This window comes from Sphingopyxis sp. P1IMeth2, assembly GCF_900185685.1.
Lineage (GTDB): Bacteria > Pseudomonadota > Alphaproteobacteria > Sphingomonadales > Sphingomonadaceae > Sphingopyxis > Sphingopyxis terrae_A.
The window spans coordinates 24,858-48,478 of sequence record NZ_FYAT01000002.1; the positions used below are offsets into that span (position 1 = coordinate 24,858).

The following is a 23,621-nucleotide window of genomic DNA, read 5'->3' on the forward strand; positions in this document are numbered from 1 at the left end:
TCCTCTTACAGCTTCACGCAGATATTGGTCGGTTCGGAATAGAAATTCAGCGAATGTTCGCCACCTTCGCGGCCGATGCCCGACAGCTTCATACCGCCGAAGGGCGTACGAAGGTCGCGCAGGAACCATTCGTTGACCCAGACGATGCCCGTTTCCATCTGTGCCGCAACGCGGTGCGCACGACCGACGTCGCGCGTCCAGATCGCCGCGGCAAGGCCATAATCGGTATCGTTGGCGCGTTCGATCGCCTCTTCCTCGCTGTCGAAGGGCGCGATGTGGCAGACGGGGCCGAAAATCTCCTCGCGCACGCAGCGCGCATCGTCGGCGAGCCCGGTCAGGATCGTCGGCTGTACGAAGGCGCCGCCCGCGAGTGCACCATCGAGTTCGGGAACGCCGCCGCCTGTCACGACCGTCGCGCCTTCTTCGCGCGCGAGCGCATAATAGGACAGCACCTTCTCGCGGTGGCCATGCGAGATCAGCGGTCCCATGTCGGCACCCGACCACGGATCGCCGACGGTCAGCGCCTTCGCGCGTTCGGCGAGCGCGGCGACGAAGCGGTCGAAGATCGGCCGCTCGACATAGATGCGCTCGGTGCACAGGCACACCTGTCCGCAGTTCGAGAAGACCGAGCGCACCGTCCCCGCGACCGCCTCGTCGAAATCGCAGTCGGCGAAGACGATCGCGGCATTCTTGCCGCCGAGCTCGAACGACACGGGTTTCACCCCGGCCGCGGCGACGCGCATGATCGCGCCGCCGGTCGCCGATTCGCCGGTGAAGGTGATCGCGTCGATATCGGGGTTGGCGGTGAGCCATTCGCCGGTGGAGGCGGCGCCGTAGCCGTGGACGAGGTTGAAGACGCCCGGCGGCACCCTCGCCGCGTCCATCACCTCGGCGAGCAGGGTCGCGGTCGAGGGGGTTTCCTCGCTCGGCTTCACGACGACGACATTGCCGCAGGCGAGCGCGGGCGCGACCTTCCACGTCATCAGCAGCAGCGGCAGGTTCCATGGCGAGACGATCGCGACGACGCCCAAGGGCCGCGCGATCGCATAGTTGATCGCGCTTCGCCCATCGGGCAGGTCGGTGCGGAAACTCGGCATCGCGCGCGCCTCGGCGAGCGCGGCGAAGGCACGGAAATTGGCGGCGCCGCGCGGAATGTCGATCGTCCGCGCCTGATGCAGCGACTTGCCGGTGTCGGCGATTTCGGCCGCAGCAAACTCATCGAAGCGCGCCTCGATCCCCTCGGCGATGCGGACGAGCAATTTGCAGCGCTCGACCTGCGACATCCTGCCCCACGGCCCCTTGAGCGCGGCGCGGCCGGCCGCGACCGCGCGATCGACGAGGTCGCGGCTCGCGAGCGATACCCGGCCAGCGACACTGCCGTCGACCGGGTTCACATTGTCGAACCAGCGCTCGCCCTCGACGAAGGCGCCGTCGACATAATTGAGAACGGGCCGGTCAGCGAAAGGATAGCCGGTCACGCCGCACCCCCGACGGGCGTATAGCCCGCCGCATTGCTGTGCGCCGCACCGGCCTTGCCGACATGGCCTGCCATCTGGAGCAGCGACAGGATCGTGTCGTTGAACTGTGTGGGTGCTTCGAGAAAGGCCGAATGGCCCGCGTCGTTGATCTCGACGAGGAAGGAACCCGCAACATCGGCCTGCGCGACTCGCACCGCCTCGATCGGGAAAAGCCGATCCTCGACCCCGCAAAGGAAGAGAATCGGGAACCCCTTACCGCCGAGATCGACCGCGGGGCACGCGTCGAAGCGGCCCGCCAGATTGTGGCGATCGGCGATGTTGAAGCTTGCGATCTGGCGATAGAGCGCCGCCAGCTCGCGCGGTGCATTGGCGCCAAGCACGCGCTCGATCTGCGCGAGGTCGGCGGTGTTCGCGCGCGCGGCGTCCATGATCGTCCTGATCTCGGCGCTTTCGGCGATCCCGTGCAGGCTGTCGCAGATGGCAAGCGCGGCAACACGCTCGGGCGCGCAGTGCGCGAAACCGATGCAGGTGCCCGCGCCCATCGACTGGCCGACGAGCGCCACCTTCGTTTCCCCCAAATGGTCGAGCAGCGCGGTCAGGTCTTCGACGAAAGCATCGCGTCCGCGCCCGTCGAGGTCGCGCGACAGGCCGAAACCGCGGTGATCGAAGGTGATAACGCGGTTCGAGCGCGAGAGCGCATCGATCTGGCGATACCAGATCGCATGATTGCCGCCGATGCCGTGCGCAAGTACGACCGCGGGGCCCTCCCCAAGCGCCTGCCAGTATATTTCGGCACCCGCCGTCGCCAGCATACCGCTGTCCATCACGATACTCCCATCAATTTGCTGAGCCGCACGACATAATCGCCGAACGCCGGATCCTCGCGCGTCATGCTCGGATCGCGCGGACGCGGCAGGTCGATGCGGACATCCTCGATAATCGTCCCCGGCCGCTCCGACATCACCAGCACGCGGTCGGAGAGCAGTACGGCTTCCGAAATGCTGTGAGTGACGAGCAGCACCGTCTTGCGGTCGCGCTGCCAGATGCGCAGCAGCTCCATATTGAGCCGGTCGCGGGTCAACGCGTCGAGCGCGCCGAAGGGTTCGTCCATCAGCAGCACCTGCGGTCCGCGAGCGAGCGCCTGACCGATCGCGACGCGGTGGCGCATCCCGCCCGAAAGCTGGTGCGGATGGCTGTCCTCGAACCCGGTCAGGCCCAGCGTCTCCACCAGCTCGGCCAGCGCCGCCGCGTCGGGACGTTTCGCCGCCGGGTCGAGATCGACCCCGAGCAGCAGATTGTCGCGGACATTGAGCCAGGGCAGCAGGTTCGAGGTCTGGAAGACGAAGCCCATGTCGGGAGACGGCGAACTCACCACCGCGCCGTTGAACAGGATGCCGCCGTCGTCGAAGGGCTCGAGCCCGGCGATCAGGCGGAGCAGCGTGCTCTTCCCGCAGCCCGACGGGCCGAGCACCGAAACGAATTCGGCGGCGCCGATTTCGGCGCTGACGTTGGTCAGCACCTTGCGGCCATCGAACGCCTTGCCGGCGCCGGCCATGGAGATCACCGCGCTCATGCCGCGCGCCACCAGATGAAGCGTTCCCAATAGGCGACGCCGTAGAAGAGGAGGAGCGACAGGATCGTCACCGCGATCAGCGCCGCGAAGGTCAATGTCGTATGCCCCGAACCCGAGGCAGTGAGGATGAGGTTGCCGAGGCCGTCGTTCGATCCGACGAACTCGCCCACCACCGCGCCGATCACCGCAAGCGGCATCGCGACCTTGCAACCGTCGAGGAAGCTCGGCAATGCGGCGGGCACGCGCAGCCGCCAGAAGCTTTGGATCGGCGAGGCACGGAGTGCGCGGAAATGCTCTTCGAGATGCGCGGGCGTGCTCGCCAGTCCGCCGAGCGTCGCGATGATGATCGGGAAGAAGGCGAAGAGGAACGCCATGATCAGCTTCGACGCGAGGCCGTAGCCGAACCAGACGACGATCAGCGGCGCGAGTCCGATCTTGGGGACGCTCTGCAACGCGACGAACAGCGGATAGACCGTGCTTTTCGCGGTGCGCGAGAAATAGATTAGTGCCGCGATTGCGACGCCGAGCGCGACCGCGATGATGAAGCCCCAGAACACCTCGGTCAGCGTGACGAGGCTCTGCGACAGGATCGGCCCGCGCGACTGCCAAAGCTCGCCCAGAATCGCGCTCGGCGGCGGCAGCAGGTAGGACTGTACCCCCGACCAGCGGACGCCATATTCCCATGCGAGGCCGAGCGCCGCAAAGAAGGCGATGCTGATCGCGGCGTCGCGATTGAACCACCTGCTCACGCGTCGCCGTCCTTGCCCAGCAAGGCGACGATGCGCGCCGGTGGCGGTACGAGGAAGCGATCAAGGTGCCAGCGGTCGAAGGTTTCGAGGTCCTTCCCGTCCCAAACCGAGGGTTCATAGGGGCTGTCGGCGGTGATCTGCGTCATGTCGGTGTAGAATTCGACATTGTTGCCGTCGGGGTCGCGGAAGACGAGGAAGCTGTTCGCCCCCGGGCCATGCTTGCCGATGCCGCGGTCGATCGGGATGGCGCGCGCGACGAGCATCTCGGCGACCTTCTCCATCTCCTCGATCGTTTCGAGGCGGTAGGAAAAATGCTCGACCGCGGGATAATGGCCTTCGGGGATCGCGCTGTGCCCCGGCGGCAGCTGGAGCAGCGCGAGGTCGTGATGATCCTCGCCCGCGCGCAGGAAGACCATATGATGGTCGATCCAGTCGGACACGGTCAACCCGACGACCTCGGTATAGAAAGCGAGGCTCCGGTCGATGTCGCGCACCTTGAGCACGAGGTGGCCGAGCCGCGTCGGGCGCGGTCGGTAGGAAGCGGGATCGGTCATGGCTGATTCCCCATCGGAACGAAGGCGTTGGTGAAGAGCTGCGGCGTCTGGTCAAAGGCCCGAAGCTGGCCGCTCGCCTGTAGATAGGTGACTGCGCGCGCGACCTTTTCGGGCGTCAGGCGATGCGAACCGCCCTCGGCCGCCATCAGGTCGGCAGTCTCGCGGATCTGGCGTTTGGTCACCGCCTCGTCGAGCAAGGGATAGGATTTGCGGATGATCGCGAGCGCGCCCTTCGGATCGCGCGCGGCGTCGGCATAGCCGCGATAGGCGGCCTTCAGGAAGGCGCGCACGAGATCGGGCTGCTTTTCGATCAGCGCGTCCTGCGTCGCGAAACCGCTGCCGTAAACGTCGAGCCCGAAGTCGGCATAGGCGATGCGCCCGATCGTCACCGCCTTCGCCTTTGCCGCCTTGTCGAACAAGGCCATCGAATTGCCGAGCCAGCATTCGGCGGCGTCGATCCGCCCCTCGACGAGCGAGGAGACGACGATCGCGGGGTCGAGCTGGATCTGCTCGACACCCGCCGGATCGACGCGATTGTCCTTGAGCCACGCCGGGAGCAGCGCCTGGATCATCGAGCTTTGCCCGGCGCCGAAGCGCAGTCCGGCAAGGTCGGCGGGGGCAGAGATGCGATGGCGTTCCTTGACGAAACAGGCGCCGGCAGGAAGCCGCATGTTAACGCCGCCGATCATCCGGACCTTGCCGCCCTTGGCGCGGCTGAGCGCGACCGAAAGCGGGTCGATATAGGCGAATTCGAACATGCCCTGGTCGAGCTCGTTCGCGGTTCGCATGCCGCCGAAGCCGCGCACCGCTTCGACGTTGAGTCCGGCATCGGCGAAATAGCCCTTGTCGATTGCGACGAAAATGCCCGCCATGCTGCCCTGCGGCAGCCACGCCATGTTGAAGCGCACGGTTCGCGCGCCCTCGGCCTGCTTCGCGGCCTGCGGCGCGTTGCCGCCGAACGCGCTCCACAAGGTCAACGCGGCGATCGCTGCGACGACGAGCAGCGGCGCAATCAGCGCGCGGCGCGAAAAGGCGGTGCTTTGCGTCATGCGCGCGGCAAATGCGGTGCCGAGACGGGATTACAGAGATCGCCGATCCCTTCGACCCAAGCGTCCATGACATCACCGTCCTTCAGGAACACGCCGCGCCCCATGCCGACCCCGGCGGGGGTTCCCGAGGCGATCAGGTCGCCGGCCTTGAGTTCAAGGATCGTCGAGAGATAGGCGATCTGTTCGTAGATGTTGAAGATCATCTCCGACGTGTTGCCATCCTGCATCGCCTCGCCATTGATCTTGAGGCCCAAGCGGATGTCGTGCGGATCACCGAGGCAGTCGCGCGGCACGAAGACCGGGCCGAGCGGCGTGAAGCTGTCGAAGCTCTTGCCGCGGAACCAGTCGTGCGAGAAAGGAAAGTCGCTGCGCCGGGTGCGGTCGCGCGCCGAAACGTCGTTGACGATCGTATAGCCCGCGATCAGGTCATGCGCATCGGCGGCGGCGACATTCTTGCCTGCGCGGCCGAGTACGACGCCGAGTTCGACCTCCCAGTCGGGGCGCGAAACCTGCGGCGGGACGACGACCGTTTCGTTCGGGCCGACGACGCTTTCGACGGTCTTCAGGAAGATATAGGGTTCGCTCTCGGCCTTGGCGGCGAGCTTGGTCTGCATTTCTTCGGCATGTTCGATGAAGTTCGACGCGGCGGCGAAGATGCGCCGCGGTTCGAACGGTGCTGCAAGCGCGGGCGTTTCTACGGAAGCCGCTGCACCTTCCAAAGCGCGGGCGAGCGCGAACAGCCCTTCGCGGCGGGCATCCCAGTCGCGGATGATCGTGGTCATATCGCCCGCCACCGCGGCAAAGCCGTGCGTCGACGCCGCATCGTGCAGATCATGAAAAGCGTCGCCGACCCGGATCGTCGGGCGGTCACCGTCCGGTGTGGCGCGGGTGGCAAGGGCAAAGCGGGTCATGCGTCGGTCATCCTTTGTAAAATTGCGGGCAAAACCGGGGGCGGTGCGACCAAGGGCCAGGACGGAGCCGATTGCAGCCAGCACGGTGCGGCGTTCGAGCGCAGGCCATGCCGCCCTCACCCGAACGCCCGGATCAGCATCCGCACCGCGACGACGGTGAGGAAGAGGCCGAACAGGATGCTGAGCTGGCGTTTGGAGAGCGCATGCGCGATGCGGGCGCCCCACGGCGCGGTAAGGAAGGTGGCGGGGCCGATGACGGCGAGGCCGATCAGATTGACATAGCCGAGACTGCCCGGCGGCAGGCCTTCGACGTGCCAGCCGGTGACGACGAAGGCGACCGCGGCGGGCGCGCTGATCAGTAACCCGAACAGCGCCGCGGTGCCCACCGCACGGTGAATGGGCACGTTGAACAAGGTCATCACAGGCACGCTGAGCGTGCCGCCGCCGATACCCATCATACTGGAAATGCCGCCGATCGCGAAGGGAATAGCCTGCCCGACCACGCCGCCCGGCATCGTCTCGGCAATATGCTTGCGCTCCAGCGGGAGCAGCATCTTCACCGCGACGAGCAAAGCGACGATGCCGAACACCGCCGACAGCACGTCGCCACTGACGCGGCTTGCGAGCAGCACGCCCGCGATCGCTCCGAGGAAGATCGCGACGCCCCAGCGCCTGAGCTGGTCATGATCGACCGCGCCCTTCGCTTCGTGCGCGCGCGATGAGGAGATAGCGGTGGGGATGATCGTCGCAAGCGAGGTCGCGACGGCGACATGCATGCGCACGGAGGAATCGATGCCCAGCGCCGCGAGCACGAGGTCGAGTACCGGGACGATCACGATCCCGCCGCCGACGCCCAGCATCCCCGCGATCACGCCGCCGACCGCGCCGGTCAACAGCATCATCGCCGCAAGCATCGCCATATCCGGATTCAAAAGCGCCTGCATGGCCTCCCCCAACAGTTCGATCCCGCTTGTGCGGGGCAGACGATATGCAGTCAAAGATAGAAAATGCGCCTATCTATAATCAAAAATAGATAGCGGTGGCCCAAGCGCCTTTATAGCCGTTCGCAGATAGCGAAACGGGCAATCGATATTACCGCATATAGCAATGCCCCCTTAGCGCAGGGTCATGAAACGCATTGGCATCGCCGGGTTCGGCACAATCGGGCGCGTCGTCGCGCGCCATATCGAGAATAGCGATCTGCCGCTGGCGCTTGCCGCGGTATCGGCAGGCGATCGCGCTCGCGCCGAAGTCGCCATGGCACAGCTCGCACGGCCGGTGCCGATCGTCGACACCGACGAACTCGTCGCCTTGTCCGATGTCATCGTCGACAGCGCGCCGACCGCGGCGTTCCGCGACATCGCCGAAGCGACGTTATGCGCAGGCAAGACGCTGGTTACGGTCAGCGGCGCGGCGTTGATGCAATGGCCCGGGGCGGCCGAGTTCGCGCGCGACCATGGCGGCCGCATCATCCTGGCCACCGGCGCACTGCTGGGCCTTGATGCGGTGCGCGCGGCGGCGATCGGCCATATCAATTCGGTGACGATGGTGACGCGCAAGCCGGTCAAATCGCTCATCAAGGCCGACCATGTCGTGCGCAACGGCATCGATCTCACTGAAATCGACGAACCGCTGAAGATATTCGAAGGCAGCGCGCGCGAGGGCGCCATCGCCTTTCCCGCCAACGTCAATGTCGCCGCTGCATTGGGCCTAGCCGGGACAGGCCCCGACCAGACGCGTCTCGAAATCTGGGCCGACCCGGCCCTTACGCGTAACACGCACCGCATCGTCGTCGATTCGGATAGCGCGCGCTTCGAACTCGCGATCGAGAATATCCCCACCGACGAAAATCCCGGCACCGGCCGCATCACCGCACAGAGCATCGTCGCGGCGTTGCACGATCTCGTCAGCCCCATTCGTATCGGAACATAGAAAGGTTTCCCCGATGACCACCCGCCTCCGCCATGTGGCAATCGCCTCGGCCGACCCCGACAATTCGGTCGGCTTCTTCACCGAAGTCCTCGGCTGGACCGTCGCGGGCAAGATCGATAGCCGCAACGCGCGCGGCTATTATGTCACCGACGGCCACATCAACATCGCGCTGCTGTGTTTCAAGAACCGCCCCGCCGCGGGAATGGAATTTCCCGAAGGCTATACCGGGCTGCACCACATCGGTTTCCAGTGCGACGATATCGCCGAAGTGGTCGAACGCTTCGAAAATTCGGGCTACGCGCCGCGCCACGACGTCAATCTGGCGCAAGGCCTCGGCAAAAACCCCGCCAAGGACAATGCCGAATATAAGATGACGGGGCCGGAGAATGTGATGGTGGACGTGTCCGAACGCGGCTGGGCCGGCACCGAAAGCTTCAAACGCGCCAGCTAGGGAGCGCGGCCGCGGGCTAGTGGCGGCGCAATGTGCGTCGTCCCGGCTCCGCCTAGCGCGCCTTCGCCTTGCCGTCGATCAGCACCGCCTGTTGCCACCGGCTTGGCGCCTTGTCGGTGCGGTGGATGCAGCCCGCCCAGCAGCAGGGGCGCTTCTTGCCTTCCTGCAACTCCTCGACGGTGCGGCCGATGCGCCGGGCGCGCGTCGCCGCCTGTTTCGCATCTTCCACCCAGCAGATGAATTCATTGCGCCCGAGCGGCGTCAGCCCTTGCCACAGCGCGAAGACCGCCGGATCGGCGCATATCGCGGCCTGCATATCGTCGGCCGCCTGATGCACGGTGCCCTGAAGAAAATCATCGCTCACGCCAGCGTCCCTTCCGTGTCCCGCCGCGCGCCCTAGCGCGCCCTGCCGCACGCCACCGTGCCGGTGCCGACGTTGCGCACGGTGCAGACGGGGCGCCCCAGCACCACGGTCTTGCCGCTGCCGCGCGTGGTGATCGCGGCCGATTTGACCGCGTTGAAGATATGGTCGCCCGTCCCTTCGCTGTCCGAAATCAGTCCGTCGACCGCCAGCTTGCCGGCATCGACGACTCCCGAACCCGATAGCGTCATCTGCGCCTGCTTCGCCTTGCCGGCGAGCGTCAGCGTGCCGTTGCCGATCATCGCGACCGCCAACCGGTCGGTATCGACCGCGTCGACGCTCAGCTTGCCCGGACCGCGCAGTCCGAGTGCGACGCGCTGGCCCTTCATCCCGTCGATGTGAAGCGACCCCGCACCGACCAGCGTTGCCGATTGCAGCGTCGCGGCGTTGATGCGGAGCAGCACCGCGCCCGGCGAACTGCCGCGGCGGTCGTCACCCGCGAACTGGCGCATCCCGATCACCAGCCGTCCGTCGCGATTTTCGACGGTCAGCCGGTCGAGCGCATCCTGCGATCCCGTTGCCACGGCGCTCACCGGCGCGCGTGTCACCACCTCGACATCGACATCGGCGCCGACTTCGATCGCCGCGAAACTGGTGAGGCCGAAGCGCTTTTCGGCGGCGTGCGCCGACGCAGCGGACAAGAGGGCGGTCGCCGCGATCGCGGCCCATCGCATGATGCTGGTCATGCCGCTGCCTTAACCGGTTCGCGGCGGCGGCACCAGCGCGCGATCATTTGCAGGTTGCGGTTCCCGATCCCATTTCGCGCGAGGTGCAGGTCGCGCCACCGGTCAGCGTCACATCGCCCGACCCCAGGATATTGATCGACGCGGTGCCGCTCGCCTGTCCTTCGACATTGCCCGATCCCGCGACCGACACGTCGAGCGTCTGCGCCGCAAGCCCCTTGGCATCGACGTCGCCCGATCCGGTCACGCTGATCGCGCCCGAATTGACCGTACCGCCGCCGATATCGACGTCGCCAGACCCCGAGATCGCGATTTTAGCGCTCTGTCCGGTCATCTTCGCGACCTTGAGGTCGCCCGATCCGGTCACCGTCGCCTCCAGCGCGTCGCCATCGACCCTGTCGGCGTCGATCGAACCCGATCCGGTCAGGCGCAGCATCGACAGTCTCGGCATGGTGATGCTGATCTCGACACCCTCATGGTCGCGCCCGCCGAAGCTGAAGCCGTCGCGCTTGCGGCCGATCGACAATGTCGAGCCGTCGGTCACGATCTCGAGCTGGTCGAGCTCGCCTTGCGGCCCCTTGGCCGTGATGGCGAAGGCGTCGCCCTGGCGAATCGTGACATCGTCGGGGCCGGTGACCTTGACGCCGGTGAAGCCGTTCAGCGCGAAGCCGCGGGTGGTAACCGGTCCCGCATCGCGGGCACCCGACTTGCTGTCCTTGTCGCTGTCGATCGTGAAAGATCCGCCACAGGCCGCGGTCGCCATCACAAGCGCCAGCGGCAAAACGCCAATCAACCGGTTTCGCATCATCAATCTCCTCTGTATTAGTCGCCTAACACAGAGGGGACACACTGTCCAGTCCGTCCTACCAGCGCAGCAGCGGCGGCAGGATCAGGCGCCCGGCAATCGCCGACAGGATGACGACAAGCCCGTGCCACAGCGCGATATGGACCATATTGTCCGACGAACAATGAAGCGCGAGCACCGCCGCACCCGCCGCACCTGCCGCGACCCCGACAACCCAGCCGGCGCGTTCGAGCGAGGTCGGGGCACCGCCCTTCAACCACGCGAACAGCGCGGCTCCGACCCCGAGCCCGGCAACCAGTCCGTCGAGCGTGCAGCGCATCCCGCCGTGCGGGTCCATCCCGTGCATCGCCGCATGGGTATCGCCCAGCCCGACGACGAGCGCCGTCAGCGGCAGCGCGAGCGCCGCGAGCCCGGCCCAGCGCCACCCGCTATAGTCGCGCCCGACTCCGGGCAGCCCCATGCGCAAGGCGCTCCAGGTTGCGGCCAGTCCCAGCGCGACGATCAGCCAGAAGGCGAACATCGGCATCGGCGCCATAGAGGCACCATGAGCCAGATCGTGCCGCATCCCCAGCAGCCACAGCAGGGTGCCGCCGCCGATCAGCCACGCCGCCGCGGTCCAGGCCCCGCCGCGCAGCAGCCGGCGCGGCCGGATCGGCTTCAGATCATCGGCCAGGCCGTCGATCAGATCGTCGATCGATACGTCCGTCATGTCATTCGCTTTCAATATATTGGCTGAGCTTTTTCAAGCCGCGATGAATATTCACCTTCACCAGCGATTCGCTCTGCCCGCAAATCCGCGATGCCTCGGCGATCGACGCGCCCTCGATCTTGACCAGCGTGATCGCCTGCGCCTGTTTCGGCGGCAACAGCGCGAGCAGATGATCGAGGCTGAGCCGCGCATGCACCGCTTCGTCCTCGGCGCCCACGGCGGCGTCATTGTCGCCGAGCTCGGCCTCGTCACGCTGGCGGCGCAGCATGTCGATCCAGCGATAGCGCGCGATGGCGGCGAGCCACGGCAGAAAGGCGCGATCGCTGTCCCAGGTCGCCAGCTTGCGATGCATCGACACCAAAGTTTCCTGAATCAGATCGTCGACCTGATGCGGCGCGATCCGCCGCGCGAAATAGCGCGCGAGCCATGTCCGGCAATCGCCGAGCAGCGCGCGATAGGCCGCACGATCCCCCCGCTGCGAAGCGGCCATCAGGCGCGCGAGCGAAGGTTCGTCGAGGCTCATTTCCCGCGCATCCTAACAAGCAAGGCGTCGAGGGAAAACAGGCCGCCGCCGCGCACGATCAGGATCGCGGCCATCGCGGTCCACAGCGAATGGACCGGCCACCACGCGTCTGGAAAGACGAATATCTGGATGACGAGCGTCATCACCAGCAGCGCGCCCGCCGAAAAGCGGGTGGCAAGGCCGATGATCAACAGCGCAGGGAAGATATGCTCGGCCCAGGTCGTCAGCGGCACCCCGATCGATGCGTCGAGCGGCAGGCCGGAAAATTCGTTGCGGAACAGATCATAAGTGTTGGGATCGATGGTAAGGAAGCTCCCTTCGATCACCTTCGTCTGCCCCGATCGCCAGAAGACGCCGCCCAGCGCGACGCGCAGCAACAGCAGGGCGACACTTTCGGCGAGCCGGCCCGAAACGATCGCCACGCCGCGATCGTAAAATGCGACAATCTGCTTCATGCTATCCTTCTTCCTGCGCCGTTTCGAGCGCCCCGGTGGCGATCAGCGACGCGATCGCCGCGCCGCCGCCCGGATGCTTTTCGGCAAGAAGCGCGATCAGGTTACGCAGCGGGCCGAAATCATCGGCCAGCGCCAGCGCCGCGGCTTCGGCAGGGGCAAGCGCGTGAACGCGCACCTCCGCATCGGGCCGGGCGAGGAGCACGAGCCGTGCCGCCGCGAGCGCGGGGTCGAGCGCCGCCGCTGCATCGCTCGACAGGCGGACGATCCGCGCGGCGGGATGCCGCCGGACCGCCAGCGACAGCAGCGCCGCCTCGCTCTGCCCCGCCAGTTCGGCCAAGGTCAGCGCGGGCGCGTCCGCGGCGTGATAACATTCGAGCCACGCCCATTCGATCCGGGCGAGGTCCTGCGCGGGCGGCGGTGCTTTTACGCGCAGCCAGTCGGCAAAGCCGGCGCCGATATCGGCCAACGCCCGACGCCGCGCGCCGTTTGTTTCGACATAATGCCGCGACAGCCGGTTGAATGTTTCGGCGCCCAGCAGATCGCGGCATAGCGGAAACGTCTCCTCCAGCGCGACGAGCCGCGCGTGCGAGATCGTATTGGCATGGACGCGCAGCCCGCGCAGGATCTGCGCCGGATCGCCCGCGAACAGCCAGTCGGGCAAATGGTCGGGCCCGCCGTTGATCGCCGCGGTGATGGCGGCCTGATCGCGCTCAAGCATCGGCGGTGACGGGTGAACAGGCCGCGATGAGCGTGTCGGCGCGCACGGCTTCGGCGTGTAGCACCGCATAATCCGGAACGTCGCTGTCCCATTCGACGAGCACCGGCGTCGGCCCTGCCCGGTGCAGAAAGCGGTCGAGCAAAGTCCAGCAGGCCGCGCCGACCGGCGATCCATGATCGTCGATGGCGATCGTGCCGCCGTCGCCATCGGGCTTTACCGCATGGCCCGCCACATGAATTTCGCCGACCAGCCGCGGGTCGAAGGCGTCAAGCCAGGCTTCGGGGTCGCGATCCAGATTATGGGCGGAAACGAGAATGTTATTGATGTCGAGCAACAGGCCGCAGCCGGTCCGGCGACACAATTCGTGCAGGAAATCGACCTCGCACCAATTGCTTGCCGCAAAGGCAAGATAGCACGACGGATTTTCGATCAGGATCGTGCGGCCGAGCCGGTCCTGCACGCGCGCCACTTCGCCCGCTAAATGCGCGAGCGCGGCGCTGGTATAGGGCATCGGCAACAGGTCGGGAAATTTGTCACCGGGGCCGTTGCTCCAGCTCAGATGGTCCGACACCATGGCAGGCACATAGCGCGCGCACAGCGCCGCCAACGCATCGATCTCGCCGCGATCGACGCCCCCCGACGACCCCAGCGACAGGCCGACCGAATGAAAGCTGAGCGGCATATGCTCGGCGACCGCGGTCAGCCAGCGATGCGGGGGCCCGCCCGGGCCGAAATAATTCTGGGGGTGGATTTCGGCCCAGGCGGGTGCCGTGCCCGCCTCCACCGCGGCCAGAAGCGCGGCATAATGCTGAGATTTCAGTCCTATGCCGGCGCGTCGGGGTAGCCGGGGGGTAGTGGAGGCGGACACGGCGGGGGCTCAGCTCTTCTTTTGCGGCACCGGCTTGGCATCGCCCTCATGCGCGGTCAGCGTGCCGCCCATCTTGACGCAGGTGCCCGCCGGAACCGACTTCCAGGCATTGCCCTGATAATTGACGGTCGAGGTACCGGCGCAGCTCGTGCCCGGGCCGGCGGCGCAATCATTCTTGCCCTTCAGCGCGACGCCGAAGCATTTTTCGGTCGCTCCGGCCGCGGCGGCGGTTCCCGGCGCCATCGCGCCGGCGGCCATGGCTAGAACGGCCGAGGCGGCCAGCGACAGTTTCAAGGCATTGCTCATTCTTCACTCCATTCACAACAAAGGGGGATGCGGGGGGATGGCATCGAAGGGAAATTCGCCGCGCCGCCCGGCAAGGTTACAGCGCGCCATCTTGTCGCCACCTTCGCGCGGCAAAGGAGCCTTTCCCCTCCCCGATACCGAGAGAGAAACGTGAGCGTAGCGTTCCGCCGCGAAAGCGATGACGAACATATGGAACCGGTCTTCGAATGGCCGATCCCGCCGGGCGCCAATCTGGTGACCCCGCGCGGACATCGTCTGCTCGGCGAAGAACTCGCGCAGATCGAAGCCGCCATCGCGGCGGCGGAAACCGACGATGCGCGCAAGAAATTGCAACGCCGCCAGCGCTATGTCGCCACGCGCCACGCGACCGCGGAGGTGCAGGTCGCGCCCGCGGACGGGATCGTCGGGGTCGGCAGCGCGGTACGCTATCGGCTCGCGGGTACCGAGCGCGCCGTGACGATCGTCGGGCATGACGAAGCCGATCCGGCGGCAGGGCGGATCGCCTTCACCGCGCCGCTCGGCCGCGCCCTGATGGGCGCCGAGGTCGGCGAGAACGTCGAATTCCAGGGCCGCGAGGATGCCATCACCGTCCTTGCCGCCGCGCCCGATGCGGAGGAAATGGCATGAAGGACAAGTTCGAACGCCACAAGCAGCCGTGGACCGCCGCCGAAATCGACAAGCTCCACACGCTGGCGAAAAAGGGCATGGCGCTCAAAGCCATCGCCAAGGCCCTGACGCGGAGCGAAGAGTCGGTAAAAATCCGCGCCAAGGCCGACGGCCTGTCGATCGCAAAGCTGCGCTGACCACCCCGCATGACCGCCACCGATTATGATGCCATCGTGCTGGGTGCCGGCGCGGCCGGGCTGATGTGCGCCGCGGTCGCGGGGCAAAGGGGTCGCCGCGTCCTCTTGCTCGACCATGCCGAGCAGGTGGGCAAGAAAATCCTGATCTCGGGCGGCGGCCGCTGCAATTTCACCAATATCCACACCGCGCCCGACCGCTATATTTCGGCGAATCCGCATTTCGCCAAATCGGCGCTCGCGCGCTACACGCCCGCCGATTTTATCGCGCTGGTCGATGCCTATGGCATTGCACATCACGAAAAGACGCTCGGCCAGCTGTTCTGCGATGGGTCGGCGAAACAGATCGTGGCGATGATGCTCGAGGAATGTGCAAAGGGCGACGTCGATATCCGCTGCGGCCAGCCGGTGCGCGCGGTCACGCATGCGGATGGCATCTTCTCCGTCGCATTCGGCGACCGGCCTGTCCGCGCGTCCAACCTCGTCATCGCTACCGGCGGCCCATCGATCCCGAAGATGGGTGCGACCGGCTTTGCTTACGATCTGGCGCGCCAGTTCGGCCTGAAAATCGTCGAGCCGCGCCCCGCGCTTGTCCCGCTGACGCTCGGCGGTGACGATGTGCTGTTCCGCGACCTGTCGGGGGTTGCAACCCCGGTCGAAGCACACGCCGGCAAGGCGGCGTTCCGCGAAGCGGCGCTGTTCACCCACAAGGGTCTATCGGGTCCGGCGATCCTCCAGATCAGCAGCTATTGGCGTCCCGGCGATCCGGTAACGATCGATTTCCTGCCCGCCGCCGCACCCGGCTGGCTGATCGACGCAAAGCGCGCGCGTCCACGCGCCACGCTCGCCGCAACGCTGCCCTTGCCCGATCGGCTGGCGCAGACACTCGCCGAGCGGCTGGGGCTGCCCGGCGAGCTCGGCGCGCAGACCGACCGCAAGCTCGCCGATGCCGAGGCGCGGCTGGCGCGCTGGACCTTCCGTCCGAACGGCACCGAAGGCTTCGCCAAGGCCGAAGTGACGGTGGGCGGCATTTCGACCGCAAATCTCTCATCGCAAACAATGATGGCCAAAAGCGTGCCGGGACTGTATGCGGTCGGCGAAGCCGTGGACGTCACCGGGTGGCTGGGCGGCTATAATTTTCAATGGGCCTGGGCCAGCGGATACGCGGCGGGTCAGGCTCTTTAGGAAAAAACCCAGATATTTCTTCGTCATGCCGAACGGGTTTCGGCATCCATGACCAGTGTTTCGATCGCGGGCGACAGACCCCGGGACGCAGACTGGGCAGCGAGGACCAAACAGCGGCGCCTTTGCTGCACAGGATAAGAAGAATAAAATGCCTTTTGAAAATCTCTCGCCCGTCCTTGCGGACGCCCTTGCCGCGCGCGGCTATGAAGGACTAACCCCCGTCCAGACCCACGTCGTCGAAGCCGAAGCTGTCGGCCGCGACCTGCTCGTCTCGGCGCAGACCGGATCGGGCAAGACCGTCGCCTTCGGCCTCGCCATGGCGGGCGAATTGCTGGAGGATGGGCGCCTGCCGTTCGCGGCCGCGCCGCTGGCGCTGATCATCGCCCCGACACGCGAACTCGCGCTGCAGGTCAGCCGCGAACTGAGCTGGCTCTACGCGAAGGCCGGCGCGCGCATCGCGACCTGTGTCGGCGGCATGGATGCAAGCCGCGAGCGCCGGATGCTCAGCCAGGGCGTGCACATCGTCGTCGGTACCCCCGGCCGCCTGCGCGACCATCTCGAACGCGGCGCGCTCGACCTCGAATCGCTGCGCGTCGCCGTGCTTGACGAGGCCGACGAAATGCTCGACATGGGCTTTCGCGAAGACCTTGAGGAAATCCTCGACGCGACCCCCGAAACGCGCCGCACTTTGCTCTTTTCGGCGACGATCCCCAAGCCGATCGCCCAGCTTGCCAAACATTATCAACGCGACGCGCTGCGCATCTCGACCGTCGGCGAAGATCGCGGCCACGGCGACATCGCCTATCAGGTCGTCACCGTCGCCCCCGCCGATATCGAGGGCGCGGTCGTCAATTTGCTGCGGTTGCACGAGGCCGACACGGCAATGCTGTTCTGCGCCACGCGCGACAATGTCCGCCGCCTCCACGCCAGCCTCCTCGAACGCGGCTTCGCGGCGGTGGCGCTGTCGGGCGAGCACAGCCAGTCCGAACGCAACCACGCGCTGCAGGCGCTGCGCGACCGCCGCGCACGCGTCTGCGTCGCGACCGACGTCGCCGCGCGCGGTATCGACCTGCCGAGCCTCAGCCTCGTCATTCACGTTGAAATCCCGCGCGATGCCGAAACGCTTCAGCACCGCTCGGGCCGCACCGGTCGCGCGGGGAAAAAGGGCACCGCCGTGCTCATCGTCCCCTATCCGCGCCGCCGCCGCGTCGACGGTATGCTGCGCGGTGCGAAGATCGACGCGCAGTGGATGAACGCGCCGACGGCGACCGACGTGCGCGCGCGCGACAAGGAACGGCTGATCGAGGCGCTGCTCGCGCCGGTCGAACATGAGGCTGATGACATCGAACTCGGCCAGCGCCTGCTCGCCGAGCGCAGCGCCGAAGACATCGCCGCCGCGCTCGTCCGCGCGCACCGTGCGACGATGCCGCCGCCCGAGGATCTGATCGATAACGGCCCGCGCCCGCGCGGCGAGCGCCCCGAGCGCGGTGAGCGTCTCGAGCGCGCCGATCGTGGGGCGGACCGCGAACAGTTCGACGACAGCGTCTGGTTCCGGCTCAACATCGGCCGCCGCCAGAACGCCGATCCGCGCTGGATCCTGCCGCTGCTCTGTCGCCGCGGCCATGTGACCAAGCACGAAATCGGCGCGATCCGCATCGGCCCCAGCGAAACGCTGTTCAACATCCCGCTCGCGATCGCCGATCGCTTCGCCGAAGCCGTTTCGCGCACCGCGAACAAGGATGGCGAAGACGATAGCGGCGTCGCCATCACCCCGGCGCCCGAAGGCAGCACCTATCCGCCGCGCCGCGACACGCGCCCCCATAAGGGTGGGCGCCGCGACGCTGGCCCGCGCCACGACGGCCCCCGCGGCGACGGTCCGCGCAAACCGCGCGGCCCCGGCGCCCCCGGCGGCGGCACCGACCGTTACAAGCCCAAACCCTACGGCCAGCGCAACCCGCGCAAGACCGGGAAATATTAAGGCGTAGAGCCCTTGCGCCCTCTCCGCCGCCGCCCCAAATCGGGCGAGCAGCAGGAGAGGACGCATGGAAGCGGTTGAAGCCTTTATCGAGAAGCAGGGCGGTCCCGACGTCATCCAGTGGCGCAGCGTCACGCTCGGCGCGCCCGGCCCGGGCGAGGTGCTGGTCCGCCAGACCGCGGTCGGGCTCAATTATATCGACGCCTATCATCGCGACGGCACCTACCCGGTCGACCTTCCTGGCGGTCTGGGGCTCGAGGCGGCGGGCGAGATCGTGGCGATCGGTGCCGACGTCCACGGGCTGAAGCCCGGCGACCGCGTCGCGACCTTCGGCCCCCGCCGCACGGCCTATGCGACCGCGCGGCTCGTCCCCGCAGCCGCGCTGTTCAAGCTGCCCGCGGCGGTCGACGACGAGACCGCCGCCGCCGCGCTGCTCAAGGCCTGCACGGTCGAGGCGCTCGTCGAACGCTGCGCCAGGGTCGAGGCAGGCTGGCCGGTGCTCGTCCACGCCGCCGCCGGCGGTGTCGGTCTGATCCTCGTCCAATGGCTGAAAGCCGTCGGCGCCACCGTGATCGGCACCGTCAGCACCGCAGCCAAGGAACAGGCCGCGCGCCACGCCGGCGCCGACCATGTTATCCGCTACCGGGACGAAGATGTCGCCGCGCACGTCCGCGAAATCACCGACGGCCAAGGCGTTCCCGTCACTTTCGACGGCATCGGCATGGCGACCTGGGCGACCTCGCTCAAGGCCACCGCGCGGCGCGGGCTGATCGTCAGCTACGGCAATGCCGGCGGGCCGGTGACCGGCGTCAATCTCGGCATCCTGGCGCAGCACGGATCGCAGTTCGTCACGCGCCCGACCTTGTTCGACTATTATCTCGATCCCGGCGAACGCGCCGCCGGCGCCGCGCGCGTGTTCGAGATGCTCGAAAGCGGCGCGGTCGCGGTCACCATCGGTCAGCGCTACCCGCTCCGCGACGCGGCTCGCGCACACGAAGATCTGGAAGCGGGCCGGACCACGGGGTCGACGCTGTTGATGCCCTGATCTTTGCCGCTTGCGGGCGGGAGGGGAGCGACTAAACCTTCAACCGTTCGGCGTGCCAGCCGATATGCTCGGCCATGAAGGTCGAGATGAAATAATAGCTGTGGTCATAGCCCGGCTGCATGCGGATTTCGGCTTTCTGCCCCGCCTTCTCGCACGCCTCGACCAGCAGATGCGTCTTGAGCTGATCTTCCAGGAAGCTGTCCGCCTCTCCCTGATCGACGAGCAAGTCGGCAACGCGCGCGCCGCCTTCGATCAGCGCGCAGGCGTCATAGTGACTCCACGGCTCGCGGTCGGCACCGAGATAGTTCGACAGCGCCTTTTCGCCCCACGGGCATTGCAGCGGCGCGACGATCGGCGAAAAGGCCGAGACCGAGCGGAAGCGGTCGGGCGTGCGCAGCGCCACCGTCAGCGCGCCATGGCCACCCATCGAATGACCGCTGATCCCCTGCCGCGTCATGTCGGCCATCGGGAAATTGCGCAGCACCACCGACGGGAGCTCATCCTCGATATAGGAGCGCATGCGGTAATTCTTTGCCCATGGCGCCTCGGTCGCATCCACATAGAAGCCGGCGCCGAGTCCGAAATCCCATGCGCCCTCCGGATCGTCGGGCACGCCCTCACCGCGCGGACTCGTGTCGGGAGCGATGAAGATGATGCCATGCTGCGCGCAGGCGGCGCGATATTCGCCCTTTTCCATCACATTGGCATGGGTGCAGGTCAGCCCCGACAGATACCACAGCACCGGCAGCTTCGCGCCCGGCGCATGATCGGGAACGAACACCGCAAAGGTCATGTCGGTGCCGGTGGTGTCGCTGGCATGGCGATAGACGCCCTGCGTGCCGCCATGGCTGCGGTTGGTCGATAACGTTTCGAGGGTCATGGATTGTCCTGCACGGGTATGGAAGCGATCAACGGCTCATGCCCCCAATGACGCAAGAGGTCGAGGATCGTTGCGCCCGCAAGGCCGATGGTTCCGGTGTTGCGCAGGGGATGGACGTTGACGCGCTCCGCAGCCGCAAGCCCGGCATCGAGCACAACCGTGATGGTTCCCGGTGCGGCGTTGATCGCGGCAAGCGGCGTCACCGATCCCGGGGCGATGCCGAGCAGCCGCTGCATGTCGTCGGCCTTGCCGAAGCTCACGCGCTTGCATCCGATCGCGGCGGGCAGCGCTTTCAGGTCGACGCGCGCTTCGCCCGGCACGGTGACGAGCCAGAAGGCCCCGCCCGTGTCCTTCAGAAACAGATTTTTGGTGTGCGCGCCGGGAATCGCGGCATTCACCGTGTCGCTTTCGGCGACAGTGAACACCGCGACATGCTCGTGCGCGGTGAAGGGGATGGCGAGCGCATCCAGATCCGCCAGCAATCCCGCCTCACCGCGCATAAGCCCTCAGAAAGTCAGACGACGCGGTGCAGCGCGCACAGCTTGTTGCCCGACGGATCGCGCAGATAGGCGAGGTACAGGCTGCCGAAGCCGCCTTCGCGCACGCCCGGCGGGTCTTCGATCGAAGTGCCGCCCGCGGCGACGCCGGCGTCATGCCACGCCTTCGCCTGCTCGGGCCCTTCCATCGCGAAACCGATGGTGCAGCCATTGCCCGCAGTCGCTGGCTGGCCGTCGATCGGTGCCGTCACCAGGAACAGTCCGCCATTGTGCATGTAGATAAGGCGCCCCTTGTCATCGACGATGCCCGGCTTGCCGCCGATCGCCTGAAAGGTCGCGTCGTAGAATTTCTTCGATGCGTCGAGGTCGTTCGATCCGACCATATTGTGACTGTACATCGCCCTTGGCTCCTCCTGATTTGGTTGCGAATCCGGACTTATCCTGTTCGCGTGACTAACGGAAGACCACCGTCTTGCGTCCGTCGATCAGCACCCGCTGTTCGGCGACCCAGCGCACCGCGCGCGCGAGCACCTGCGCCTCGACATCGCGGCCGATACGGATCAGGTCGTCGATCCCGTCACGGTGGTCGACACGCTCGACCGCCTGCTCGATGATCGGGCCTTCGTCGAGGTCGCTCGTCACGAAATGCGCCGTCGCGCCGATCAGCTTCACCCCGCGTTCGTGCGCGCGATGATAGGGCTTGGCGCCCTTGAAGCCGGGCAGGAAACTGTGATGGATGTTGATGCAGCGCCCCACGAGCTTCGCCGACAGATCGGCCGAAAGCACCTGCATATAGCGTGCGAGCACCAGATAATCGGCGCCGCCGCGTGCCATGACGTCCAGCATCGCGGCTTCCTGTTCGGCGCGGTTCGCGGCGCTGACGGGCAGGTAGTGGAACGGCACCCCGTGCCATTCGGTCAGGCGGCGCAAATGGTCGTGGTTCGACACCACGCCGACGATGTCGATCGCCAGATTGCCCGTCGACCAGCGGTGCAACAGGTCGTTGAGGCAATGGCTGCCCTGCGACACGGCAATCACGAAGCGCGGCTTGGCCCCCGCGTCGCTGATCCGCGCTTCCATAGCGAACCGCTCGACGATCGGCGCGAAGGCCGCGCGCACCGCGTCCAGCGTCTGCGGAAAGCGCGGACCTGCGCCGCGAAATTCGACGCGCATGAAGAAGCGCCCCGAATCGAGGTCGGCATATTGCTGGCTGTCGAGGATGAAGCCGTCGGTTTCGGCAAGCAGCCCCGTCACCGCCGCGACGATGCCCACCGCATCGACGCAGCTGAAGGTCAGGACGAAAGCGGCCGGACGTTCGGTCGTCATGTCAGCCCGAAATCTTGTGGAATGCGCACAGCTTGTTGCCCGCCGGATCGCGCAGATAGGCCAGATACAGCACCCGGCCTTCGGTCGCGTTGCGAATGCCCGGCGGGTCCTCGGCGCTCGTCCCGCCATTGGCAAGGCCCGCGGCGTGCCACGCATCGACCGCCTCGGGCGAGGCCGCGAGCAGGCCGAGCGTATGGCCGTTTCCGCACGCCGCCGCTTCGCCATTCACCGGCTTGGTGATGACGAGCCGTCCGCCGTCATGCGCGTAGATCAACCGGCCACGCTCATCGACGCGGCCGACGGGGATGCCGAGCGCACCAAGCGCCGCATCGTAAAAGCGCTTGGTCGCCGCAATATCGTTGGCGCCGAGCGTGACATGGCTGAACATGCTGCGCGTCCTTCCGCGTCAATACACGACAACGCTGCGGATGCTCTCCCCCGCATGCATCAGGTCGAAGCCCTTGTTGATCTCTTCCAGCCCCATGACGTGGGTGATCATCGGGTCGATCTCGATCTTGCCCTGCATATACATGTCGACGATCTTGGGCACGTCGGTGCGGCCCTTGGCGCCGCCGAAGGCCGTGCCGCGCCAGTTGCGGCCGGTGACGAGCTGGAACGGCCGCGTGGAAATCTCCTTGCCCGCCTCGGCGACGCCGATGATGATCGAGGTACCCCAGCCGCGGTGGCAGGCTTCCAAGGCGATGCGCATCACCTCGGTATTGCCGGTGGCATCGAAGGTGTAATCGGCGCCGCCGTCGGTCATCGCGACGATCGCCGCGACGACATCCTCGCGGCTCATGCCCTTCGAATTGAGGAAATCGGTCATGCCGAACTTGCGGCCCCATTCTTCGCGATCGAGGTTGATGTCGACACCGATGATCTTGTTCGCACCGGCCAGCCGCGCGCCCTGGATGACGTTGAGGCCGATGCCGCCGAGCCCGAAGACGACGACATTGTCGCCGACCTGCACCTTCGCGGTGTTGATCACCGCGCCGACGCCGGTGGTCACGCCGCAGCCGATGTAGCAGCTCGACTGGAACGGCGCGTCCTCGCGGATCTTCGCAACCGCGATCTCGGGCAGCACGGTGAAGTTCGAGAAGGTCGAGCAGCCCATATAATGGAAGATCGGCTGGCCCTTGTACGAGAACCGCGTCGTGCCGTCGGGCATCAGCCCCTTGCCCTGCGTGGCGCGGATCGCGGTGCAGAGGTTGGTCTTGCCCGAAAGGCAGCTTTTGCACTGACGGCATTCGGGGGTGTAGAGCGGGATGACATGGTCGCCGGGCTTCACGCTCGTCACGCCCGCGCCGACCTCACGCACCACGCCCGCACCCTCATGTCCCAGTACGCTCGGGAAGATGCCCTCGCTGTCGAAGCCGTCGAGCGTATAGGCATCGGTGTGGCAGATGCCCGTCGCCATGATCTCGACCAGCACCTCGCCCGCCTTCGGGCCTTCCAAATCGAGTTCGACGATTTCGAGCGGCTTCTTCGCTTCGAATGCGACGGCGGCGCGGGTCTTCATGGCAGGTCTCCTTCTCGCCGCTCCAATCAGGCAAAGCGCCCGGCAATGCAAGATACTGCAGATCCTCCCTGCTGCGAAGCCGTGGGGAGCAACCGTCTTCAAGCTTTCCAAGGCTGCTCATCTCGGATGATGGCGTTGAGCGCGACGACGAGTTTTCGGATGATGGCGACGATGATGAGCTTTGGGGGTTTTCCTGCGTCGACGAGGCG

General features: G+C 66.5%; 30 protein-coding genes. 7 read left to right on the plus strand and 23 right to left on the minus strand.

Annotation, left to right across the window (positions count from 1 at the left end; translation table 11 throughout):
- Window positions 1–5: 5 nt before the first annotated feature.
- From P1IM2_RS05205 to P1IM2_RS05240, 8 genes are all read right to left on the minus strand, one after another.
- A complete protein-coding gene (locus P1IM2_RS05205; RefSeq protein WP_186401695.1) occupies window positions 6–1,478 on the minus strand; it encodes a 2-hydroxymuconic semialdehyde dehydrogenase in 1,473 nt (490 codons plus the stop codon).
- Window positions 1,475–2,302: an alpha/beta fold hydrolase gene (locus P1IM2_RS05210; protein ID WP_186401696.1), complete on the minus strand. Its 828-nt coding sequence runs from the start codon at window positions 2,300–2,302 to the stop codon at window positions 1,475–1,477. The genes P1IM2_RS05205 and P1IM2_RS05210 overlap by 4 nt, the downstream gene beginning before the upstream one ends.
- Window positions 2,302–3,051: an ABC transporter ATP-binding protein gene (locus P1IM2_RS05215; protein WP_254535824.1), complete on the minus strand. Its 750-nt coding sequence runs from the start codon at window positions 3,049–3,051 to the stop codon at window positions 2,302–2,304. The genes P1IM2_RS05210 and P1IM2_RS05215 overlap by 1 nt, the downstream gene beginning before the upstream one ends.
- Window positions 3,048–3,800 carry an ABC transporter permease gene (locus tag P1IM2_RS05220; protein WP_186401697.1) on the minus strand — a complete coding sequence of 251 codons (753 nt, stop codon included), beginning with the start codon at window positions 3,798–3,800 and terminating at the stop codon, window positions 3,048–3,050. Before P1IM2_RS05220 ends, P1IM2_RS05215 begins: the two co-directional genes overlap by 4 nt.
- The gene (locus P1IM2_RS05225) at window positions 3,797–4,354 is read right to left on the minus strand and encodes a VOC family protein (protein ID WP_186401698.1); all 558 of its coding nucleotides are present in this window, start codon (window positions 4,352–4,354) and stop codon (window positions 3,797–3,799) included. The genes P1IM2_RS05220 and P1IM2_RS05225 overlap by 4 nt, the downstream gene beginning before the upstream one ends.
- The gene (locus P1IM2_RS05230) at window positions 4,351–5,403 is read right to left on the minus strand and encodes an ABC transporter substrate-binding protein (RefSeq protein ID WP_186401699.1); all 1,053 of its coding nucleotides are present in this window, start codon (window positions 5,401–5,403) and stop codon (window positions 4,351–4,353) included. Before P1IM2_RS05230 ends, P1IM2_RS05225 begins: the two co-directional genes overlap by 4 nt.
- Window positions 5,400–6,314, minus strand: a complete 915-nt coding sequence (locus P1IM2_RS05235) for a fumarylacetoacetate hydrolase family protein (RefSeq protein WP_254535823.1) — start codon at window positions 6,312–6,314, stop codon at window positions 5,400–5,402. Before P1IM2_RS05235 ends, P1IM2_RS05230 begins: the two co-directional genes overlap by 4 nt.
- 116 nt (window positions 6,315–6,430) lie before the next feature.
- On the minus strand, window positions 6,431–7,258 hold the full coding sequence (locus P1IM2_RS05240) for a sulfite exporter TauE/SafE family protein (RefSeq protein ID WP_186401701.1): 828 nt from the start codon (window positions 7,256–7,258) through the stop codon (window positions 6,431–6,433).
- Between the two features lie 184 nt (window positions 7,259–7,442).
- Between P1IM2_RS05240 and P1IM2_RS05245 the strand changes: the two genes are divergently transcribed.
- Complete coding sequence (locus P1IM2_RS05245; RefSeq protein ID WP_186401702.1) at window positions 7,443–8,246, plus strand: aspartate dehydrogenase; 804 nt, start codon at window positions 7,443–7,445, stop codon at window positions 8,244–8,246.
- 13 nt (window positions 8,247–8,259) lie between these two features.
- Window positions 8,260–8,697 (plus strand): VOC family protein, encoded by a 438-nt coding sequence (locus P1IM2_RS05250; protein WP_186401703.1) that lies wholly within the window; start codon window positions 8,260–8,262, stop codon window positions 8,695–8,697.
- A 52-nt stretch (window positions 8,698–8,749) separates the two neighbouring features.
- On the opposite strand, the gene P1IM2_RS05255 is transcribed toward P1IM2_RS05250, so the two are convergent.
- The 9 genes from P1IM2_RS05255 to P1IM2_RS05295 are packed head-to-tail and all read right to left on the minus strand — an operon-like array spanning window position 8,750 to window position 14,185.
- A complete protein-coding gene (locus tag P1IM2_RS05255) occupies window positions 8,750–9,061 on the minus strand; it encodes a YdeI/OmpD-associated family protein (protein ID WP_058812415.1) in 312 nt (103 codons plus the stop codon).
- A gap of 32 nt (window positions 9,062–9,093) precedes the next feature.
- Window positions 9,094–9,804: a head GIN domain-containing protein gene (locus P1IM2_RS05260; protein ID WP_062767092.1), complete on the minus strand. Its 711-nt coding sequence runs from the start codon at window positions 9,802–9,804 to the stop codon at window positions 9,094–9,096.
- A 43-nt stretch (window positions 9,805–9,847) separates the two neighbouring features.
- A complete protein-coding gene (locus P1IM2_RS05265; protein WP_186401704.1) occupies window positions 9,848–10,609 on the minus strand; it encodes a head GIN domain-containing protein in 762 nt (253 codons plus the stop codon).
- Between the two features lie 55 nt (window positions 10,610–10,664).
- Window positions 10,665–11,315 carry an NrsF family protein gene (locus tag P1IM2_RS05270; protein ID WP_058812418.1) on the minus strand — a complete coding sequence of 217 codons (651 nt, stop codon included), beginning with the start codon at window positions 11,313–11,315 and terminating at the stop codon, window positions 10,665–10,667.
- A 1-nt stretch (window position 11,316) separates the two neighbouring features.
- On the minus strand, window positions 11,317–11,838 hold the full coding sequence (locus P1IM2_RS05275; protein ID WP_003052645.1) for a sigma-70 family RNA polymerase sigma factor: 522 nt from the start codon (window positions 11,836–11,838) through the stop codon (window positions 11,317–11,319).
- Entirely contained in the window at window positions 11,835–12,293 is a 459-nt protein-coding gene (locus P1IM2_RS05280) for a DoxX family protein (RefSeq protein ID WP_186401705.1), read from the minus strand. Before P1IM2_RS05280 ends, P1IM2_RS05275 begins: the two co-directional genes overlap by 4 nt.
- A gap of 1 nt (window position 12,294) precedes the next feature.
- Complete coding sequence (locus P1IM2_RS05285; RefSeq protein ID WP_003052640.1) at window positions 12,295–13,011, minus strand: DNA-binding domain-containing protein; 717 nt, start codon at window positions 13,009–13,011, stop codon at window positions 12,295–12,297.
- Complete coding sequence (locus tag P1IM2_RS05290; RefSeq protein WP_260833921.1) at window positions 13,004–13,879, minus strand: DUF692 domain-containing protein; 876 nt, start codon at window positions 13,877–13,879, stop codon at window positions 13,004–13,006. The genes P1IM2_RS05285 and P1IM2_RS05290 overlap by 8 nt, the downstream gene beginning before the upstream one ends.
- Window positions 13,880–13,888: 9 nt before the next feature.
- A complete protein-coding gene (locus P1IM2_RS05295; RefSeq protein WP_186401706.1) occupies window positions 13,889–14,185 on the minus strand; it encodes a DUF2282 domain-containing protein in 297 nt (98 codons plus the stop codon).
- A gap of 150 nt (window positions 14,186–14,335) precedes the next feature.
- Between P1IM2_RS05295 and P1IM2_RS05300 the strand changes: the two genes are divergently transcribed.
- The 5 genes from P1IM2_RS05300 (at window position 14,336) to P1IM2_RS05320 (ending at window position 19,190) form a co-directional block, all read left to right on the plus strand.
- Window positions 14,336–14,812: a GreA/GreB family elongation factor gene (locus tag P1IM2_RS05300; protein WP_186401707.1), complete on the plus strand. Its 477-nt coding sequence runs from the start codon at window positions 14,336–14,338 to the stop codon at window positions 14,810–14,812.
- On the plus strand, window positions 14,809–14,988 hold the full coding sequence (locus tag P1IM2_RS05305; protein WP_003052619.1) for a hypothetical protein: 180 nt from the start codon (window positions 14,809–14,811) through the stop codon (window positions 14,986–14,988). The genes P1IM2_RS05300 and P1IM2_RS05305 overlap by 4 nt, the downstream gene beginning before the upstream one ends.
- A 9-nt stretch (window positions 14,989–14,997) precedes the next feature.
- On the plus strand, window positions 14,998–16,170 hold the full coding sequence (locus tag P1IM2_RS05310) for an NAD(P)/FAD-dependent oxidoreductase (protein ID WP_186401708.1): 1,173 nt from the start codon (window positions 14,998–15,000) through the stop codon (window positions 16,168–16,170).
- A 148-nt stretch (window positions 16,171–16,318) separates the two neighbouring features.
- Complete coding sequence (locus tag P1IM2_RS05315) at window positions 16,319–18,148, plus strand: DEAD/DEAH box helicase (protein ID WP_186401709.1); 1,830 nt, start codon at window positions 16,319–16,321, stop codon at window positions 18,146–18,148.
- A gap of 64 nt (window positions 18,149–18,212) precedes the next feature.
- Entirely contained in the window at window positions 18,213–19,190 is a 978-nt protein-coding gene (locus P1IM2_RS05320; protein ID WP_186401710.1) for a quinone oxidoreductase family protein, read from the plus strand.
- Window positions 19,191–19,221: 31 nt separating this feature from the next.
- Here the strand turns inward: P1IM2_RS05320 and fghA are convergent, their stop codons facing one another.
- From fghA to P1IM2_RS05350, 6 genes are read right to left on the minus strand one after another with little or no spacing between them, the layout of a single operon-like run.
- Window positions 19,222–20,070: an S-formylglutathione hydrolase gene (gene fghA, locus P1IM2_RS05325; RefSeq protein WP_186401711.1), complete on the minus strand. Its 849-nt coding sequence runs from the start codon at window positions 20,068–20,070 to the stop codon at window positions 19,222–19,224.
- A complete protein-coding gene (locus tag P1IM2_RS05330) occupies window positions 20,067–20,570 on the minus strand; it encodes a prolyl-tRNA synthetase associated domain-containing protein (protein WP_062900860.1) in 504 nt (167 codons plus the stop codon). The genes fghA and P1IM2_RS05330 overlap by 4 nt, the downstream gene beginning before the upstream one ends.
- Window positions 20,571–20,584: 14 nt before the next feature.
- Window positions 20,585–20,965, minus strand: coding sequence for a VOC family protein (locus tag P1IM2_RS05335; RefSeq protein ID WP_003052600.1), 381 nt, complete (start codon window positions 20,963–20,965; stop codon window positions 20,585–20,587).
- Between the two features lie 55 nt (window positions 20,966–21,020).
- Entirely contained in the window at window positions 21,021–21,893 is an 873-nt protein-coding gene (gene purU, locus P1IM2_RS05340) for a formyltetrahydrofolate deformylase (protein WP_186401712.1), read from the minus strand.
- 1 nt (window position 21,894) lies between these two features.
- A complete protein-coding gene (locus tag P1IM2_RS05345) occupies window positions 21,895–22,281 on the minus strand; it encodes a VOC family protein (RefSeq protein WP_003052594.1) in 387 nt (128 codons plus the stop codon).
- An 18-nt stretch (window positions 22,282–22,299) separates the two neighbouring features.
- Window positions 22,300–23,412 carry an S-(hydroxymethyl)glutathione dehydrogenase/class III alcohol dehydrogenase gene (locus P1IM2_RS05350; RefSeq protein ID WP_186401713.1) on the minus strand — a complete coding sequence of 371 codons (1,113 nt, stop codon included), beginning with the start codon at window positions 23,410–23,412 and terminating at the stop codon, window positions 22,300–22,302.
- Between the last annotated feature and the right edge of the window lie 209 nt (window positions 23,413–23,621).

Bases quoted from the DNA above. Each gene is read 5' to 3' on its own strand.
- P1IM2_RS05210 (WP_186401696.1), bottom strand. From the start codon at position 2,302: ATGGACAGCGGTATGCTGGCGACGGCGGGTGCCGAAATATACTGGCAG.
- P1IM2_RS05215 (WP_254535824.1), bottom strand. From the start codon at position 3,051: ATGAGCGCGGTGATCTCCATGGCCGGCGCCGGCAAGGCGTTCGATGGC.
- P1IM2_RS05225 (WP_186401698.1), bottom strand. From the start codon at position 4,354: ATGACCGATCCCGCTTCCTACCGACCGCGCCCGACGCGGCTCGGCCAC.
- P1IM2_RS05230 (WP_186401699.1), bottom strand. From the start codon at position 5,403: ATGACGCAAAGCACCGCCTTTTCGCGCCGCGCGCTGATTGCGCCGCTG.
- P1IM2_RS05235 (WP_254535823.1), bottom strand. From the start codon at position 6,314: ATGACCCGCTTTGCCCTTGCCACCCGCGCCACACCGGACGGTGACCGC.
- P1IM2_RS05240 (WP_186401701.1), bottom strand. From the start codon at position 7,258: ATGCAGGCGCTTTTGAATCCGGATATGGCGATGCTTGCGGCGATGATG.
- P1IM2_RS05245 (WP_186401702.1), top strand. From the start codon at position 7,443: ATGAAACGCATTGGCATCGCCGGGTTCGGCACAATCGGGCGCGTCGTC.
- P1IM2_RS05250 (WP_186401703.1), top strand. From the start codon at position 8,260: ATGACCACCCGCCTCCGCCATGTGGCAATCGCCTCGGCCGACCCCGAC.
- P1IM2_RS05260 (WP_062767092.1), bottom strand. From the start codon at position 9,804: ATGACCAGCATCATGCGATGGGCCGCGATCGCGGCGACCGCCCTCTTG.
- P1IM2_RS05265 (WP_186401704.1), bottom strand. From the start codon at position 10,609: ATGATGCGAAACCGGTTGATTGGCGTTTTGCCGCTGGCGCTTGTGATG.
- P1IM2_RS05270 (WP_058812418.1), bottom strand. From the start codon at position 11,315: ATGACGGACGTATCGATCGACGATCTGATCGACGGCCTGGCCGATGAT.
- P1IM2_RS05275 (WP_003052645.1), bottom strand. From the start codon at position 11,838: ATGAGCCTCGACGAACCTTCGCTCGCGCGCCTGATGGCCGCTTCGCAG.
- P1IM2_RS05280 (WP_186401705.1), bottom strand. From the start codon at position 12,293: ATGAAGCAGATTGTCGCATTTTACGATCGCGGCGTGGCGATCGTTTCG.
- P1IM2_RS05285 (WP_003052640.1), bottom strand. From the start codon at position 13,011: ATGCTTGAGCGCGATCAGGCCGCCATCACCGCGGCGATCAACGGCGGG.
- P1IM2_RS05295 (WP_186401706.1), bottom strand. From the start codon at position 14,185: ATGAGCAATGCCTTGAAACTGTCGCTGGCCGCCTCGGCCGTTCTAGCC.
- P1IM2_RS05305 (WP_003052619.1), top strand. From the start codon at position 14,809: ATGAAGGACAAGTTCGAACGCCACAAGCAGCCGTGGACCGCCGCCGAA.
- P1IM2_RS05310 (WP_186401708.1), top strand. From the start codon at position 14,998: ATGACCGCCACCGATTATGATGCCATCGTGCTGGGTGCCGGCGCGGCC.
- P1IM2_RS05315 (WP_186401709.1), top strand. From the start codon at position 16,319: ATGCCTTTTGAAAATCTCTCGCCCGTCCTTGCGGACGCCCTTGCCGCG.
- P1IM2_RS05320 (WP_186401710.1), top strand. From the start codon at position 18,213: ATGGAAGCGGTTGAAGCCTTTATCGAGAAGCAGGGCGGTCCCGACGTC.
- fghA (WP_186401711.1), bottom strand. From the start codon at position 20,070: ATGACCCTCGAAACGTTATCGACCAACCGCAGCCATGGCGGCACGCAG.
- P1IM2_RS05330 (WP_062900860.1), bottom strand. From the start codon at position 20,570: ATGCGCGGTGAGGCGGGATTGCTGGCGGATCTGGATGCGCTCGCCATC.
- P1IM2_RS05335 (WP_003052600.1), bottom strand. From the start codon at position 20,965: ATGTACAGTCACAATATGGTCGGATCGAACGACCTCGACGCATCGAAG.
- purU (WP_186401712.1), bottom strand. From the start codon at position 21,893: ATGACGACCGAACGTCCGGCCGCTTTCGTCCTGACCTTCAGCTGCGTC.
- P1IM2_RS05345 (WP_003052594.1), bottom strand. From the start codon at position 22,281: ATGTTCAGCCATGTCACGCTCGGCGCCAACGATATTGCGGCGACCAAG.
- P1IM2_RS05350 (WP_186401713.1), bottom strand. From the start codon at position 23,412: ATGAAGACCCGCGCCGCCGTCGCATTCGAAGCGAAGAAGCCGCTCGAA.